Source organism: Streptomyces sp. NPDC017940, from assembly GCF_044328435.1.
Taxonomy (GTDB): domain Bacteria; phylum Actinomycetota; class Actinomycetes; order Streptomycetales; family Streptomycetaceae; genus Streptomyces.
Genome location: NZ_JBIRHJ010000005.1, coordinates 510398 through 525906, shown reverse-complemented (window position 1 = coordinate 525906; position 15509 = coordinate 510398). Strand labels below are relative to the sequence as shown.

Below are 15509 nucleotides of genomic sequence, written 5' to 3'. Positions count from 1 at the left end.
CTTCTGGGGGGGGGGGGTCCCCGCGGGCCTCGCCGCGCCCCTCTTTGGCGGGGGCGGCCCCCGCCCCGCCCCGGGGGTGGGGGGCGCGGGCGCCCCCCGGGGGGGGGGGGCCGCCGGCGCCCGGCGGAATCGGGCCGTGCCCGGCGGGATCAGGCGGTGTGCAGCCTCAACCCGTACCGGTTCAGGATCTCGTTGACGGGCTGGTACCACGTCTCGCCTCCGCTGCTGCAATTGCCCCAGCCGCCGGAGGTGACGCCCTGCGCCTGGTCGCCGCTGAGGAACGAGCCGCCCGAGTCGCCGCCCTGGGCGCACACGCTGGTCTTGGTCAACTGGTGCACCACGGCGCCGTCCGAGTAGTTCACGGTCTCGTTCTTGGCGAGCACCCGGCCGCAGTGCCACTTGGTGGTGGAGCCGGAACGGCAGATCGATGAGCCGACCGGCGCCTCGGCGGAGCCGCGCACCAGCTGGTCGGGGACGGTGCCCCAGCCGAGGACGACCGGCACGGTCCACCAGCCGTGCCCGATGGACACGTACGCGTAGTCGTCGCCGGGGAACGACGAGCCCTGGAACGTGCCCATGGCGGACCCGTCCCAGCCGCGCACGGACGCACCCGCCCGCCCGCAGTGCCCGGCCGTCACGAAGCCGCCGTGCACCGAGAAGCCGATGGAGCAGCGGACGTTGCCGGTGTAGTACGGGTCGCCGCCCACGGTTCCTGCGGCGAAGGTGCGCGGGCCTTCGGGGACGGTTGCCACGCGGACGGGCGCGGTCGCGCGGGCCCGCTCCAGGAAGGCGCTGACATCGTTGTCGGATCGATGGCGCGCGACCACGCTCACGACGATGCCGTTCGTCTCGGGATCGACGCGCCAACTCGCCACCCCGGCCGGGGCGTCGAACTTGTCGATGCGTGCCTTCGCCGCGTCGAGCTCGGCGGCGCCGCGCTCCACCAGGCGCACGGCGGCACCGGTCCCGCGCACCTCCGCCGCGGCCTTCCGTCCGGTGACGGCCACGGTCAGCCGGCCGCGTTCGGCGTCGAACCAGGATCCGCCGTACGCGGCACCCGCGGCCTTGCGGGCCGCGCGCTCGGTCCTTGCGGCCTGTCGTTCGTCGGCGAGCCGCTCAAGCGCGGCGGCGGGGCTCAGTCCGAGGTCGCGCCGCATGGCGTCGAGCAGCGCGGGGGAGGCGGGCGTTCGGGGCGTGCGGTCGGCGGCGGCAGCGGTGGGGGCGAGCCCGGTGCCTGCGCAGGTGGCCGTCAGTAACAGGGCGGACAGGCCGAGGCGTGCTCCAGTTGTGCGTCTCACAGTGGGGGACCTCTCGTCGTGCCAACGGGAATGAGGTGGACCAGAGTTGCTGAGAGCGCTCTCATCGCGGTGCGGCAGAGAGTAGAGAGACCCTGCGGTCAAGTCCATACCTGTCCCCGTAGTCGACGAGGCGACCAGGGCGCGACGGCCCGTCGTGACGAGCCGGGGTACGGCGTCCGCGATATCCCCCTGGACGCGGTACCCCTGGAACATGGCACTTCTGGTGGGCACGGTGCCTGTGCCGACGACACCTGTGGAGGCGGGTCCGGCAGGCCGGGACGGTCCGCCCTCAGGCCTCGTCCTTCCCGCAGCCGGGCTCTCCGGGCCCCCTGAAGCAGGCCGTGATGGTCTTGCCGTCCGCCGTGGGGTGGATGCTCCACGTGTCCGCGAGGGCGTCGACTATGGCCAGGCCACGGCCACCGAGGCTGCCCTCGTCCGCCTTGCGCGGCTCGGGCGCTCCGGGGCCCGAGTCGTGGACGCTCAGATGCAGTGCCTGCCCGTCCCAGGTCAGTACCACCTGCGCCCCGGTGCGCGCGTGGTGGTGGGCGTTGGTGACGAGTTCGGAGACCGCGAGGACGACGGAGTCGACCGCGTCGGGGTCCGTGTGCGTCCAGCCCAAGGAGTCCATGTGGGCCCGAGCCCATTCCCGTCCCGCCCTGACCCCACGGGCCACGGGAAAGGACTGGGCCCAGCCGACGGCCCGTACCGAAGCTTCCGACATGATCACCCTTCCTCGTCCGAATCGACTGCGCGGCTGTCTGCCGTCCGGTTACCCCGCACGGGCGTGCTCCAACAGGCTCCTTGCGAACGGTCCAGGTCGGAGCCGTGGCGGAGGAATTAACTCCCGGTGCCACGCGCATCCTGCGGCCGAAGAGGGGCATCCGCCGATGCATGAGATTCGACGGCGCGATGCGCAACGGCACGAGACGGGCTCGGCGGGTGGCCAGGGGGCCCGCGATCGAAACGGCGGCACGTGCGGGGTTCGTGGCCCGCGGGGTCCTCTATGTGCTCGTCGGGATCATCGCTCTGCGCGTCGCGTTCTCCGACGACGACGGCAAGCAGGCCGACCGCGGCGGCGCGCTCACGGAACTCGCCGACAAGCCGTTCGGGAACGTCCTGCTGTGGCTCCTCGGTCTCGCGCTCGCGGGCATGGCGCTGTGGCGGCTCTCGGAGACGCTGTTCGGCCAGGCGGGCCCGGACGGCGACAAAGCGACCAAACGGCTCTCCTCGGCGGCCAGGTGCGTCTTCTACGGCGTGGTCAGCTACACGGTCCTTGCCTATGTCACCGGGGACAAGGGCAGCGGCAGCGGTTCCACCGACCGGCAGAGCGACGACGTCACGGCGACCGCCCTCGGCTGGCCCGCGGGGCAGTGGATCGTCGGCGCCGCGGGCGCCGCCGTGGTGGTGACCGGTGTGGTGATCGCCGTCCGCGCCATGCTCCGCAAGTTCCACAAGCGCCTGCGGATGAGCGAGATGCCGGTGCCGGTGCGCCGGGTCGTGGACGTGCTCGGTGTGACGGGCGGCAGCGGCCGCGGCTGCCTCTTCGCCGCCGTCGGCGCGTTCGTGCTCGTGGCCGCCGTGCGGCACAAGGCCGGCGAGGCCAAGGGCATGGACGACGTCCTGCGCTCCTTCCGCGAGACCCCCGCGGGCCCCTGGCTGCTCGTCGTGATGGCGCTCGCACTCGTGGCGTTCGGCGTCTTCTCGTGGGCCTGCGCACGCTGGCGCAAGGTCTGAGCGCGGGCCCGGCGGGCGGCGTCGCGCTCAGGGGGTGACGTTCTTGACGGGCAGGTCCTTGCTCGCACCCGCGAGGTAGTAGTCCCGGGGGGCGGAGAAGAGCACGAAGTCGCGGTCGTAGCCGCGGATCCTGGCGCGAACGGTGAAGTTGCCCCGTGCGTCCGTCGTGGTCCGCGCGTCGTAGGCGGACTCGTAGTACGTGCGCAGCAGGACCCGGGTGCCCGCGACCGGGCCGTGCCCCGCGGGCCAGGTCACCCTGCCCCTGACGACGAGCGTGTCACCGGCACGCACCTTGGTGCGGTTCACCTTGTAGCTGATGTCGCTCGCCACGGCCGAGGCGCGCACCGTGGTGTCGCCGAAGTAGATCTCGTTGTCGTCGGGAGGGCCCGGGTCGTACGAGGCCTGGAACTCCACCTGGTGCCTGGGGAACAGGTGGACGCTGGGCGTGTCCTCCCAGCGGTCCGCCGTCACCCCCGGCAGCGTGAACCGCCCGTCGGCGTCCGTGCGGACGGTGCCCAGCTTCAGGTACTCGCGCTCGATCGGGTCGATGGGGTCGCCCCACGGATTCCAGGTGGTGTACAGGACGGCCTTGCCGAGTTCGACAGGGGCGTCGGCCACGGGGGAGCCGTCGGCACGGGACACGGTGCCGGTGATGTCGACCGTGCGGTTGTCGAAGTCGGTCGCCGCGGGATCGGCGGAGACGGACACCGTGTACGCGGGCCCGCCCGGCGCGGCCGCGGGGTCCGCCCCGTGGGCGGACGCCGGGCCGAGGCCGACGGTGGCTAGGGCGAGGACTGCGGTCGCGGTCAGTCGCGCAACCGGGAAACGCGGACGCATGGGCACGTGAACTCCGTCGGGGTCGCGGTGCTGTCGAGGCCGGTACCGCCGCGGGCCCTCACACGGCCCGCGGCGGTACCTGTGCTGCCTGCCGGAGGTACCGGCGCAGGGTTCGACGCACGGAGCGACGGCCGAGGTTGTAGGCGGCGCCAAGTGTGCATGTCCCGTACAGCGCACGTTCGACGTCCCGTCGTCCGCAGGACGTCCTCGGCGTCACCCCGGCGCACTCACGCCTGCGTGCGCCGCACGCACTCCGTGATCACCGTGCCGAGACTGCCCGTCCGCTCGAGCAGGTCACGCTGTACGCGGGCACCCGTGCCGTGCTCGAACAGCTCCGCCGCGTACTTGCGGACCATGCCGAGGTCGCCGTTCTCGCCCAGGGCGTCACGCACGTGGTCGAGCAGTGCCGCGACCACTTCCTCGGCGGGCGCGGGCCGCATCGTGACGGGATGCAGCAGGACGTCGTCGAGACCCGAGCGCGCGGCGCGCCACGCGGCGAGCCGCAGCACGCTGACGCCGTGCCCGAGCGGAGGCGTCCCCGCGCGCCACTGCGCCACGGCCGTCTCCACGAGGGCACGGGCGAGCGCGGCGACGAGGACGGTCGTGTTGGCCTCCAGGCAGACGTCCGCGACGCGGATCTCCACGGTGGGATAGCGGTGGGAGAGCCTGGCGTCGAAGTACACCATGCCCGCGTCGCGCAGCACGCCGGTGGCGATCATGGCCTCCACCTGCTCGTCGTAGCGTTCCGCGGAGCCGAAGATCTCGGCGGGGCCCGCCATGGGCCAGCGTCCCCACACCCGGCTGCGGTAGCTGGCGTACTTGCTGTCCCTGCCCTGCCAGAACGGCGAGTTGGAACTGAGCGCGACCAGGACCGCGAGCCAGGGGCGGATGCGGTCCACGACCGCCACGCCCTCCTCCCGCGACTCGACCTCCACGTGTACATGGCATCCGCAGGTCAGCTGCTCCTGGGTGGTGAGCCCGAACTGCTGCTCGAGCCACTGGAAGCGGGGGCCCACATTGACCGATGGGCTGGCCGGCAGGGGTGAGGTGGCGAGCGCGGCGACCGCCCCGCCCACGTCGTCGGCGTGCTGGGCGGCCTCGGCACGCCACCGGCGGATCTCGTCGGCGAGGTCGCCCATGTCCGTGTGCGGCTGGGTCGCGAACTCGATCTGCTGCTGGTGCAGCTCCCTCTCGAAGGCCTCGTCCTCGGGCTCGCGGTAGTCCGTGGGGCGGCTGGGACGGCTGCCGGATCCGGAGTCCTCGGCGCTGTCCTTGGCCGCCCGGGCCAGGACGGCGGAGGACAGGGCCCGCGGCTCCCCGCTCTGCCGGTCGAACAGGAGGAGTTCCTCTTCCACTCCCACGGTACGCATCCGCTACCGCCTTTCTACTTGCCGCCCTCTTCGGCGGTTCGGGCATCCGCCCGGGTGCACGTGTACCCCGTGTGGCGGGCGCATTCCCGATTTCTTCGCAGGTCGGATGCGCCTGGCGCTACTGGAGCGGGTGCGGACCCCGCTCCGGCGGCGTTCCCCGCCCCGTCCACCCTCGTCGGACGCCCCGTCCGCCGTCGCCGGACGGACGGCGACCCGGGGTCCGGCCCGACTCCGATCCGTCCCTCCCCGTGACCGCGCGGCTCGTTCCCGTCACCATTCCTGGCGCGGTTCAGCCCCTGCCATGGCCGCCACTGTCTGCGACCATGCAATCACCATGGTCTACCAACCCCCTGATGAGGCGTCGCCGAACCACCTCCCCGCCGCCGGTGCCGAACCCGCGAGCCGAAGCGCCGGTGCCGTGCGCGACGGCGCCCCGCTCACCGTGGGGATCGAGGAGGAGCTCCTCCTCGTCGACCCCGTGTCCAGGGCGGTGAGCCCGCAGGGACCGGAGGTGGCGCTCGGCGTCGCCGGTGAACTCGGCGGACGGGTCGGCACCGAGCTGTCCCGCTACCAGGTGGAGCTGCGGACCGACCCGCACACCTGCCTGGCGGCGGCGGGCGATCAGATCCGCGCGTCACGGGCCGCCCTCGCGCGCACGGCCGCCCGCCACGGCCTGCGCGTCGCCTCCTCCGGCACGCCGGTGTTCGGCCAGGCCTCACCGCTGCCGGTCACGCCGGACCCCCGCTACGCGCGGAGCGTCGCCACCTTCCGTGCCCTCGACGACGAGCAGAGCACCTGCGCGTGCCACATCCACGTCGGCCTCCCCGACACCCGGGACGCGGTCCGGGTGAGCAACCACCTGCGGCCCTGGCTGCCGACGCTGACCGCGCTCGCCGCGAACTCCCCGTACTGGGCCGGTCAGGACACCGGGTACGACAGCTGGCGCGCCACGTGCTGGGGCCGGTGGCCGGTGGCGGGGCCACCGCCGTACTTCGAGTCGACCGCCCACTTCGACGACCTCGTGCAGGGGCTCGTCGAGGCAGGGGCGGTCATGGACCGCTCCGGCCTGTACTGGGACATCCGCCCCTCCCACCACGTCCCCACCCTGGAGGTGCGCGTCGCCGACGCGGCCCTCACCGCCGGGGACACCGTCCTGCTCGCCGCCCTGGTCCGCGCGCTGACCACCTCCGCCCTGCAAGCACTGCGGACCGGTGAACCCGCCCCGCGCCCGGCGCCCGAGATGCTGCGCGCCGCCTGCTGGCGCGCGGCCCGCGACGGCCTGGCGGGCGACGGCATCGACCCGGTCAGCGGCCGCCTGGTGCCCCAGACCGACCTGGTGGAGCGGCTGCTGACCCGCGTCGCCCCGGCGCTGCGCCAGCACGGGGACCTCGATCTGACGCGTGCGCAGTGGGCGCGTCTGCGCACCGAGGGGAACGGCGCCGAACGCCAACGCGCCGCCTTCCGGCGGCGCTCCAGCCTCCACGACGTCGTCGACTACGTGGTCTCGGCCACGAGCCCGGGCTGACCCGGGGCCGGAAGGGGCGGGGGGACGGCCGTCAGCCGTCGAAACGGCTGCGCGAGGCCTCGATGTGGCCGAGGTACCTGTGCGTCCAGTCGCACATGTGGTCCACCGTCGTGCGCAGGGCCCGGCCCGGCTCGGTGAGGGTGTACTCGACCCGCGGCGGCACCGTGGGGTGCACGGTCCGCTCGACCAGGCCGTAGCGCTCCAGCATGCGCAGGTTCTGGGTGAGCATCTTGTGGCTGATGCCCTCGACCTCGTCGCGCACCTCGCCGAAGCGCAGGGTGCGGTCGCCGAGGGCCTCGATGATCAGGAGGGCCCATTTGTTGGCGACGTCGGAGAAGATCTCCCGCGCGAGGGAGTCCGCGCGTCGCAGATCCGCCTCTTCGGGTGCGCCCGCCACGCCCGTGAACTGCTTGGTCACCATGGGGTTCCCCAGTCACCTAAAAGTGCTTTCTTCCCTGTCGGCGAACACTCTCCTACAGTTCCCAAGTAACCACAAGAGAGCGTGACAAAGGAGGCGGACGGCATGGCCATCACCCTGGTGAACCCCGAAGGGCTGCCGAAGATCGACGCGTATCGGCAGGTGGCGATCGCGACCGGGACCAGGCTCGTCTTCGTCGCAGGACAGGTCTCCTGGGACGCGGACGGCGTCACGGTCGGTGCGGGCGACCTCGCCGCTCAGGTCGAGCAGTGCTACCTGAACGTCGCGACCGCCCTGGCCGCGGCGGGCGGCACCTTCGACGACGTGGCGAAGCTGACCGTCTACGTCGTCGACTGGACCCCCGAGAAGATGCCGCTGTTCCTGGAGGGCGCGGCCCGCGCGGCCGAGCGGCTCGGCGGCGCCCCGGTGCCGCCCGGCACCCTGGTGGGGGTCGCGGCCCTGGACGTACCCGACCACTTGGTCGAGCTGGAGGCCACCGCGGTCCTCGCCTAGACCGGGCCCTCGTCGCCTCTCCTCTCTCCTTCCTTTCTTCCCCGGCGCCCGCGCGAACACCGTACGCACCAGCCGTACGCTGGGCGACTTGCGCACGCTGTACGGGTTCCGTACGGTGTTCCTAGAAGACGCACACTGTTCGGGCCAGTCGCATCAGGCTCGCCGAACGGGAGGGAAGAGGAGCCCCGATGGAATGTCTCGTACGACCCTCCCGTGACCTCGCCTGGGGTTCGGCCGTCCCGGCCCCCGCGGAGCTCGCGGCCGGATCCGCGCAGCCTGCCGCCAAGGCTGCGCCCGGCCCGCTCGCGGCCTTCGCGCGCTTCGTGCTCTGCGGCGGCGGCATCGGCCTCGCGTCCAGCTTCGCGGTGGTCCTGTTGGCGGGCTCGATGCCGTGGGCGGTGGCGAACGCGGTGATCACGGTCGTGTCCACCGTCCTCGCCTCCGAACTGCACGCGCGCTTCACCTTCGGCAGGGGCGGCCGGTGCGGACTGCGCGGCCACCTCCAGTCCGCGGGCACAGCGGCGGGCGCCTACGTGGTGACCACCGCCGCGATGATCGCCCTGCACATGGTGCAGAGCTCGCCCGGCGCGGTGTACGAGCAGGTCGTCTACCTCTCCGCTTCGGCGCTCGCCGGGGTGGCGCGCTTCGTGGTGCTGCGCCTCTTCGTCTTCTCGGGCGAGAGGCGGAAGCTGGCCCTCGCGACGCCCGCGCCGCGCTCCGGCGAGGCGGCGCACCCCGGTGTCACCGTCGAGGTCACCTTCGACGTGTCGGAGCAGGGCGTGACGTGGGCGTACTCCTGGGCGACCGGGCAGGGCGCCGAGCGCAGGTCCGGCTCGGGCTCCGGGCGGGTCAAGGGACGTACGTACGGCTGGAAGCCGGGGAAGTACGCGGCGTTCGCCAACTAGGGCCGCCGGGGTGCTCGACACGCGGAACGAAGGTCGTGTCAACGAAGGTCGTGTCGGGGTGTCTTCGCGGGTTCTCCGGCGCAGTGGCGTGGATGACGTGGTGCTCGGTGGGGACGCCCCCCGTGCCGTGGTCAGGCCAGGGACTCGAAGTAGGCCTTCTGCGCGGGGTAGTAGTCCTGGAAGTCGGGCTGTGGTCCGTGGTCGCGTGCGGCGGTGAGCATGTCCAGGTAGTACTCCCAGCCGGGGCCGGTCTCGGCGAGCTGGTCGGGGGAGACGAGGTGGTGGACGAGCCGGAGTTCGGTGGTGCTCTCGGTCTCGGTCAGCAGCAGTTCCAAGTTCCATGATCCGGCGTCGTCCTCCATCGAGACGGCGAGCCGGCGCGGTGGTTCGCAGGCTTCGATCCGCAGAGGGCACCAGGGCGCCGAGTCCTCGAACAGCAACTGCACCTCGATGGTGCGGCCGGGTGCCGCCCGGCCGCGCCACGGGCCGAACCAGCGGGCGGTGCGCTCCGGTTCGGTGACGCTCGCCCAGACGTCGTCGGCCGAGGCGCGGTAGGTGCGGGTGAGGATCAGGTCGTGCCCCGTCGGGGTGGCGACAAGTCGTGCGGTGGGCTCGGGGGTCATGCGGTGTCCTCCCTGGGGTGCGCGGGGTGTCGGTCGTGGGCGGGTTCGGTCCGGGCGCGGTCCCGCCGGGTGCGGTGGACCTCGGTGTCCAGCGCGGCCAGGCACTGGGTCCAGTCGGTGTGCAGGGTGTCGAACCGGGTGAGCCAGGCGGCCAGGTCACCGAGGCGCGGGCGGACGAGCGAGTAGTGCCGGTGGCGACCGGTCTGCTGGTCCTGCACCAGGCCGCTCTCCCGCAGTACGCGCAGGTGACGGCTGACCGCGGGCCTGCTGATGGTGAACCGGGCGGCGATGTCGCCTGCCGTCAGCGGTGTGCTGCGCAGCATCATCAGGATCTCCCGGCGCACGGGGTCGGCGATGGCGTAGGCCACCTCGCTCAGTTCGTCCACACTGAAGCGTAACCCATCGGTTACGCGTTGAGGATGCACTTGGCGAAGATGCCTCCCGACGCACGGAACGACGCCGGGGGCCACGCCGCACACCGCGGCGTGGCCCCATCTGCGCAGCCGCTCGACGGCGGACGCCGTGCGCGCGGGCACGGGAGACGACCTGGATGGAGCGGATGCTGTCGCCGCCGACCGCGAAGAAGTCGTCGTCGACACCCACCCGGTCCACGCCCAGCACCTCGGAGTAGACGGCGGCGAGCGCCTCCTCCACGGCCGTACGCGGCGCACGGTAGGTGCCGCCGCCGAACTCCGGCTCCGGGAGCGCTCGGTGGTCCTGTCACACGCTGCTGAGCCTGCACGCGGAGATCGCGAAGCCAGGACCGAAGCCGAGGAGCACCCCGCGGCGACCCGGCTCGGAGTCGTCGAAGGAGCGGCGCAGCACATCCAGGACGGAGGCCCCGCCGAGGTTGCCGTACTGCTCCAGGCTGTCCCAGGAGTGACGCAGCGGCCCCGTGCGCCCACGCGCGCCGCCGTCCGGATCGCGCTCGTCGCCGTCCGCGCCGCCGTCCGCGCCGAGGTCGCCCCGCAGGACTTCCTCCGCGCTGTTGAGGATGGCGGGCCCGCCCGCGTGCACCACGCAGAAGTCGGGTGCGAACGCGCCCGCTTCGCTCAGCCACTCGCGCAGGGCGGGAGCCGTGCGGCCGATGGCACGGGTCGCGTCCCGGGTGGAGTCGAAGTGCAGCCCGTAGGCGTCGAGGCGCCCTTCGTAGACGCTGAGGCTGCCGGGCAGGGCGTACTGCCAGGTGTCGTCGATCCGGAACCGGGGCCCGCCGCCGACCCCGTCGGCCTCGCGGCCGGAGACCACGCAGGCCGCGGCGCTGTCGCCGAAGAGGACCTTGTAGATCATGCTTTCGCGGCTGGTGTCGACCGGGTTGTAGGTCGCGGCGCTCAGGCATTCGGCGACGACGATCAGGACGCGGGCGTCCGGGTGGGCCGCGATGTGGTCATGGGCGAGGGCGAGCGCCTGTGCCCCGCCCGCGCACCCCTGCGAGCCCAGAGGTATGCGGGATATGTCGGGACGGAGCCCGCCCCGGCCGAGCGCCTGCACCAGGTCGACGTCGAGGCTCGGGGCGGTCCAGGAGGTGGTGTGGCTGGTGATGACGCAGTCGATGTCCGCGAGTGCGAGCCCCGCGTTCTCCAGGGCTCGGGGCACCGCGCGCAGGGACAGGTCGAGCGCGTCGTCGTAGGCGGCGCGATTGCGCTCCTCGAACGACGCATTACCGGCCACGGTGGCCGAATCCAGCGGCCTGGTGAAGTACCGCGTGAGCACGCCGGTGGACCGCGCCGTCCGCAGATAGGCGGCGAGCCGGGGCAGATCCGCGTGCTGCCGGGCCATGTCCGCCATGAGGTCTTCCAGGGAAACAGCGTGTCTGCCGAGTTCGACGTGGGGTCTGGCGATCAAAGCGGGGGACATGGGTGGCGCTCCTTCGGACGGCGGGCGGGGGAGCAAATCTACGCCGGGGCGAGGCACACACTTCGGCCACAGTGTGGATCTTCGAAGCATGGACCACCTGCAAGGCGGAGGGGGCGAGGGCCAGGCGGACACACCGGTCCCGGAGGAGTCGGCGGCGCGGGCACCGGGCTGTGCCCGGCGGCCTGACCTGAGACAACGTGCCGCGATCCACCCCGTAGCCTTGCCGCGTGACGATGAACAGGGCCGTGGACGTGAGTGTTGACGCAATGATCGAGGACCTCAGGGCGCTCGTCGAGGTCGAGTCGCCCTCGCACGACATCGAGGCCCTGACGGCGTCGGCCCATGTCGTCGCCGCGGTGGTCGAGAGGCGTCTGGGCGGGCGGGCGGTGCTCGTGGACAGCGAGGTCGGGCCGCACGTCCACTGGTCGGGCGGCGGCCGGCCGAGGGTCCTCGTGCTCGGCCACCACGACACGGTGTTCCCGCTGGGCACCCTGCGACGCCGTCCGTTCCGGGCCGAGGGCGGGTACGCCACGGGCCCCGGTGTGTTCGACATGCTCGGCGGCCTGGTGCAGGCCGTGCACGGGCTCGCGTCGCTCGACGACCTGTCCGGCGTCGAACTGCTCGTGACCGCCGACGAAGAGGTGGGCTCCCCCTGCTCACGAGCCCTCATCGAGGAACGGGCCCGTGCCTGCGGCGCCGTCCTGGTGGTGGAGGGCGCCGCCGACGGCGGCGCCCTGAAGACGGGCCGCAAGGGCTGCGGCACGTTCCGGGTCGCCATCCGCGGCCGGGCCTCGCACGCGGGCCTCGAACCCGCCGCCGGTGTGAACGCCCTGATCGAGGCCGCGCACCAGGTGCTCGACATCGCGAGCCTCAGCCGCCCCGCCCTCGGCACGACGGTCACCCCGACCGTCGCGTCCGCGGGCACGGTGGCCAACACCGTACCGGCGGAGGCGACCGTCGTCGTCGACGTGCGGGTGGAGTCCGTCGACGAGAAGAAGCGCGTCGAGTCCGCGTTCGCCGTCCTCGAACCGCATCTCGCCGGGGCCGGCCTCACCGTGCGCGGAGGCATCGGGCGGCCACCGATGCCCGAGTCGGCGTCGGTCGAACTGTTCGCCCTGGCGCAGGCGTTGCTCCCCGGCATCGAGGGCAGGTCGGTCGGCGGCGGCAGCGACGGGAACTTCACGGCGGCCATCGGTGTGCCCACCCTGGACGGCCTCGGCGCCGTCGGCGGCGGCGCCCACGCCGATCACGAGTACGTGGTGATCGACGCCATGACCGAGCGCGCGGACCTGATCGCCGGCCTCGTCCACGCGCGTCAGCAGGCCTGAGGGACCGGGCTTCGGACCGGGGCGTCCGAAGCCGTTCCCGGCCCTCGGGCAATCGGACTAGTTGCACATGCTGCAACAAACCCTGTCTTGAACGGTAGTTCGGACAGTTTTCTCAATGGAGCTATTGCGTCACGCCTACCCCATGGGGCAATCTCATGATCGATCATCGTTCGATGCATCTTCAACTTCCTGTGTGCGCAAACCCGTTGGGGGAGTGTGTCCGTGCGAAAGACAAACAAGGCAAACGAGTCGGATATAGCGAAGCAGGACAGACGGCTGGGCCGTAGATCCCTTCTCTCCGGCGCCGCAGCGGTCGCCGGCGGGGCGGCCCTGTCCACCGCGCTGCCCGCGGCCGCCGAAGCCGCGCCGCGCTCGGGCGCCGCGGCCGCGACCACCGTCGCCGAGGCGGGGACCACCGTCGCCACGAACGACTACATCACCGTCGCCCCGAACGACTCACGCTTCCCCGACCTGGTGCGCGGCATCAACCAGCGCTGGGTCGCGAGCCCCGACTACGTCCGTCTGGTCACGACCACCGGGCAGGCGGTGCGGGCCGTGCAGGAGGCCGTCTCCGCGGGCAAGCGGCTCACCGTGCGCAGCGGCGGCCACTGCTACGAGGACTTCGTCTTCAACAAGGACGTCCAGGTCGTCATCGACATGTCCGGGATGACGCAGGTCTACTACGACAGCGGCAGGAACGCCTTCGCCGTCGAGGGCGGCGCCTCCAACCTCCAGGTGTACGAGACCCTCTACAAGCTGTACGGCGTCACGCTCCCGGCCGGGTCCTGCGCGTCCGTCGGTGTCGGCGGCCACATATCGGGCGGCGGCTACGGCCTGTTGTCCCGCCTCCAGGGCCTGACCGTCGACCACCTCTACGCGGTCGAGGTCGTCACGGTCGACAGGAACGGCACCGCCAAGGCGGTCGTCGCCACCCGCGACTCCAGCGACGCCGCCCTGAAGGACCTCTGGTGGGCCCACACCGGCGGTGGCGGCGGCAACTTCGGCCTGATCACCCGCTACTGGCTGCGCTCTCCCGGCGCCACCGGCACCGACCCGTCCAAGCTGCTGCCCAAGCCGCCGTCCGAGGTCTTCGTGCACGCCACGTCGTTCCCCTGGAAGGACGTGACGGAGGCGTCCTTCACCCGGCTGCTACAGAACTGGGGCGCCTGGCACGAGAAGAACAGCGCCCCGGACTCCCCGTACAACTCGCTGTTCGGCCTCCTGAAGCTGAACCACATCTCCAACGGCCAGATCGGTCTGCTCACGCAGATGGACGCCACGATCCCGAACGCCCAGGCACTGCTCAACGACTACCTGGCAGCGGTCACCGAGGGCGTGGGCATCACACGACAGGCGATGACGAACCGCATGGGCGAGCACGCCGCCATGCCGCAGTTCGCCGCCCCGCGCAAGCTCCCCTGGTACATCGCCACCGACTACCTCAGCGGCGGCAACCCCACCCTGTACGGCAAGTACAAGTCGGCCTACGCCCGCAAGGGCTTCTCGGCCACGCAGATCAAGGCGATGTACAAGCACCTGTCCCGGACCGACTACAGCAACGGCGACGCCCTGGTCCAGGTCGACTCGTACGGCGGCCGCATCAACGCGGTCAGGCCCGGCGACACCGCCGTGCCGCAGCGCGACTCGGTGCTCAAGCTCCAGTACCAGACCTACTGGACCGACCCGGCCGACGAGGCCCGCCACCTGGCGTGGATCCGGGAATTCTACCGGGACGTGTACGCGGAGACCGGCGGCGTTCCCGTACCGAACGAGATCAACGACGGCTGCTACGTCAACTACCCCGACAAGGACCTCGGCGACGCCGCCTGGAACACCTCGTCGACGGCGTGGAACAGCCTGTACTACAAGGGCAACTACGCCCGTTTGCAGAAGACGAAGGCGGCCTGGGACCCGAAGAACATCTTCCGGCACGCACAGTCCGTCCGCCTGCCGTAACCCCGTACACCGCTGAAGCACCGAACCCTCCGGACCGAGCGGCCCGCCCGCCCGGTCCGGAGGGCATTATGCGATCGGCGCCCACGGCAGGCGGCTTTGTGGACAGACCCTGTCCTTTGACACGTGCACAGTGGAATCCATGACGAGTGACATGACCGCACGCGTCCTGCGGCTGCTGTCCCTGCTCCAGGACCGGCGGGAGTGGGCGGGCGAGGAGCTGGCCGACCGGCTGCACGTGACCACGCGCACCCTGCGCCGGGACATCGACCGGCTGCGGGACATGGGATACCCGGTGCACAGCACCCGCGGTCACGGCGGCGGCTACCGCCTGGCCTCGGGCACGGCGCTGCCGCCCCTCGTCCTCGGTGACGACGAGGCCGTGGTCGTCGCCGTCGCCCTGCGCACCGCGGCCGGCGGGCTCACCGGCATGGAGGACTCCGCCCTCCAGGCCCTGGCCAAGCTCGAACAGGTCCTGCCCCGCCGCCTGCGCGGGCAGGTCGCCGCCCTCCAGACCACCCTCACCGGCATCTCCTGGGAGGACCGCGGACCGCGCGCCGACCCCGCTCTCCTCGCCACCCTGGCCGGTGCCTGCCGCGACCACGAGATCGTCACCTTCGACTACACCACCCGGGACGGCGCCGCCGCCCCGCGCCGTGCCGAGCCCTGCCACCTGATCGCCTCCGGCGACCTGTGGTACCTGCTGGCCCACGACACCGACCGGGACGACTGGCGCCTCTTCCGCCTCGACCGCATGGCTGCCCCGCCCCGACAGGCCGCCGCGTCCCGCCCCGCCCCGTCCCCGGCGGCGACCCCGCGGCGTTCGTGGCGGAGCAGCTCACCGCCGCGCCCACCCGCCACCGCGCCGTCGCCACCGTCGACGCCCCCGCCGAGCACGTCCGCGCCCGCACCCACGGCCTCGGCGCCCGCATCGGCGCCCTGGACGAGCGCACCTGCCGCGTCGACGCCTCCGCCGACGCCCTCACCCGTGTCGCACAGATCCTGGCGGCACTGGACGCCGACTACACGCTCGACGCGGACCCCGCCGTCCTCGACCACCTCCGCACCACCGCCGACCGCGTGCTGCGCGCCCTGGGATGAGTGGCCGGGTTCGGTCGGCCATGGATGAGCGGCCGGGTTCGGCCGAC

15 protein-coding genes and 1 pseudogene are annotated in these 15509 nt (G+C 72.3%); 7 read left to right on the top strand and 9 right to left on the bottom strand.

Annotation, left to right across the window (positions count from 1 at the left end):
• Positions 1-149: 149 nt before the first annotated feature.
• Positions 150-1298, bottom strand: coding sequence for a S1 family peptidase (locus ACH4DX_RS20405; RefSeq protein WP_398156135.1), 1149 nt, complete (start codon positions 1296-1298; stop codon positions 150-152).
• Positions 1299-1587: 289 nt separating this feature from the next.
• Positions 1588-2019, bottom strand: a complete 432-nt coding sequence (locus tag ACH4DX_RS20400; protein WP_398122941.1) for an ATP-binding protein — start codon at positions 2017-2019, stop codon at positions 1588-1590.
• A gap of 170 nt (positions 2020-2189) precedes the next feature.
• On the opposite strand from ACH4DX_RS20400, the gene ACH4DX_RS20395 reads away from it, so the two are divergent.
• Positions 2190-3032: a DUF1206 domain-containing protein gene (locus ACH4DX_RS20395; protein WP_398156134.1), complete on the top strand. Its 843-nt coding sequence runs from the start codon at positions 2190-2192 to the stop codon at positions 3030-3032.
• 27 nt (positions 3033-3059) lie between these two features.
• Here the strand turns inward: ACH4DX_RS20395 and ACH4DX_RS20390 are convergent, their stop codons facing one another.
• Together ACH4DX_RS20390 and ACH4DX_RS20385 are read right to left on the bottom strand one after the other, a co-directional pair.
• A complete protein-coding gene (locus ACH4DX_RS20390; RefSeq protein ID WP_398156133.1) occupies positions 3060-3869 on the bottom strand; it encodes an acyl carrier protein in 810 nt (269 codons plus the stop codon).
• Positions 3870-4096: 227 nt separating this feature from the next.
• On the bottom strand, positions 4097-5239 hold the full coding sequence (locus ACH4DX_RS20385; RefSeq protein ID WP_398156132.1) for a glutamate--cysteine ligase: 1143 nt from the start codon (positions 5237-5239) through the stop codon (positions 4097-4099).
• Between the two features lie 334 nt (positions 5240-5573).
• On the opposite strand from ACH4DX_RS20385, the gene ACH4DX_RS20380 reads away from it, so the two are divergent.
• Positions 5574-6764, top strand: a complete 1191-nt coding sequence (locus ACH4DX_RS20380; RefSeq protein WP_398156131.1) for a glutamate--cysteine ligase — start codon at positions 5574-5576, stop codon at positions 6762-6764.
• A 31-nt stretch (positions 6765-6795) separates the two neighbouring features.
• On the opposite strand, the gene ACH4DX_RS20375 is transcribed toward ACH4DX_RS20380, so the two are convergent.
• The gene (locus tag ACH4DX_RS20375; RefSeq protein WP_398122937.1) at positions 6796-7185 is read right to left on the bottom strand and encodes a winged helix-turn-helix transcriptional regulator; all 390 of its coding nucleotides are present in this window, start codon (positions 7183-7185) and stop codon (positions 6796-6798) included.
• 102 nt (positions 7186-7287) lie between these two features.
• Between ACH4DX_RS20375 and ACH4DX_RS20370 the strand changes: the two genes are divergently transcribed.
• Both ACH4DX_RS20370 and ACH4DX_RS20365 read left to right on the top strand, forming a co-directional pair.
• Positions 7288-7695 (top strand): RidA family protein, encoded by a 408-nt coding sequence (locus ACH4DX_RS20370; protein ID WP_398122936.1) that lies wholly within the window; start codon positions 7288-7290, stop codon positions 7693-7695.
• Positions 7696-7883: 188 nt separating this feature from the next.
• A complete protein-coding gene (locus ACH4DX_RS20365; RefSeq protein ID WP_398156130.1) occupies positions 7884-8600 on the top strand; it encodes a hypothetical protein in 717 nt (238 codons plus the stop codon).
• 131 nt (positions 8601-8731) lie between these two features.
• On the opposite strand, the gene ACH4DX_RS20360 is transcribed toward ACH4DX_RS20365, so the two are convergent.
• From ACH4DX_RS20360 to ACH4DX_RS20345, 4 genes and pseudogenes are all read right to left on the bottom strand, one after another.
• Positions 8732-9223, bottom strand: coding sequence for an SRPBCC family protein (locus tag ACH4DX_RS20360; protein ID WP_398122934.1), 492 nt, complete (start codon positions 9221-9223; stop codon positions 8732-8734).
• Entirely contained in the window at positions 9220-9609 is a 390-nt protein-coding gene (locus ACH4DX_RS20355) for a metalloregulator ArsR/SmtB family transcription factor (RefSeq protein WP_398156129.1), read from the bottom strand. Before ACH4DX_RS20355 ends, ACH4DX_RS20360 begins: the two co-directional genes overlap by 4 nt.
• 142 nt (positions 9610-9751) lie before the next feature.
• A pseudogene (locus ACH4DX_RS20350) lies at positions 9752-9877 on the bottom strand (phosphopantetheine-binding protein); the annotation flags it as partial.
• 66 nt (positions 9878-9943) lie between these two features.
• A complete protein-coding gene (locus tag ACH4DX_RS20345; RefSeq protein ID WP_398122931.1) occupies positions 9944-11080 on the bottom strand; it encodes a PhlD in 1137 nt (378 codons plus the stop codon).
• Positions 11081-11313: 233 nt separating this feature from the next.
• Here ACH4DX_RS20345 and ACH4DX_RS20340 point away from each other — a divergent pair, with 233 nt between their 5' ends.
• The 3 genes from ACH4DX_RS20340 to ACH4DX_RS20330 all read left to right on the top strand — a co-directional run bounded on the left by ACH4DX_RS20340 (position 11314) and on the right by ACH4DX_RS20330 (position 15490).
• Positions 11314-12408 carry a M20 family metallopeptidase gene (locus tag ACH4DX_RS20340; protein ID WP_398156231.1) on the top strand — a complete coding sequence of 365 codons (1095 nt, stop codon included), beginning with the start codon at positions 11314-11316 and terminating at the stop codon, positions 12406-12408.
• A 222-nt stretch (positions 12409-12630) separates the two neighbouring features.
• Entirely contained in the window at positions 12631-14364 is a 1734-nt protein-coding gene (locus tag ACH4DX_RS20335) for an FAD-binding oxidoreductase (protein ID WP_398156128.1), read from the top strand.
• Between the two features lie 139 nt (positions 14365-14503).
• Positions 14504-15490 carry a helix-turn-helix transcriptional regulator gene (locus ACH4DX_RS20330; protein ID WP_398156127.1) on the top strand — a complete coding sequence of 329 codons (987 nt, stop codon included), beginning with the start codon at positions 14504-14506 and terminating at the stop codon, positions 15488-15490.
• The last annotated feature ends 19 nt before the right edge of the window (positions 15491-15509 follow it).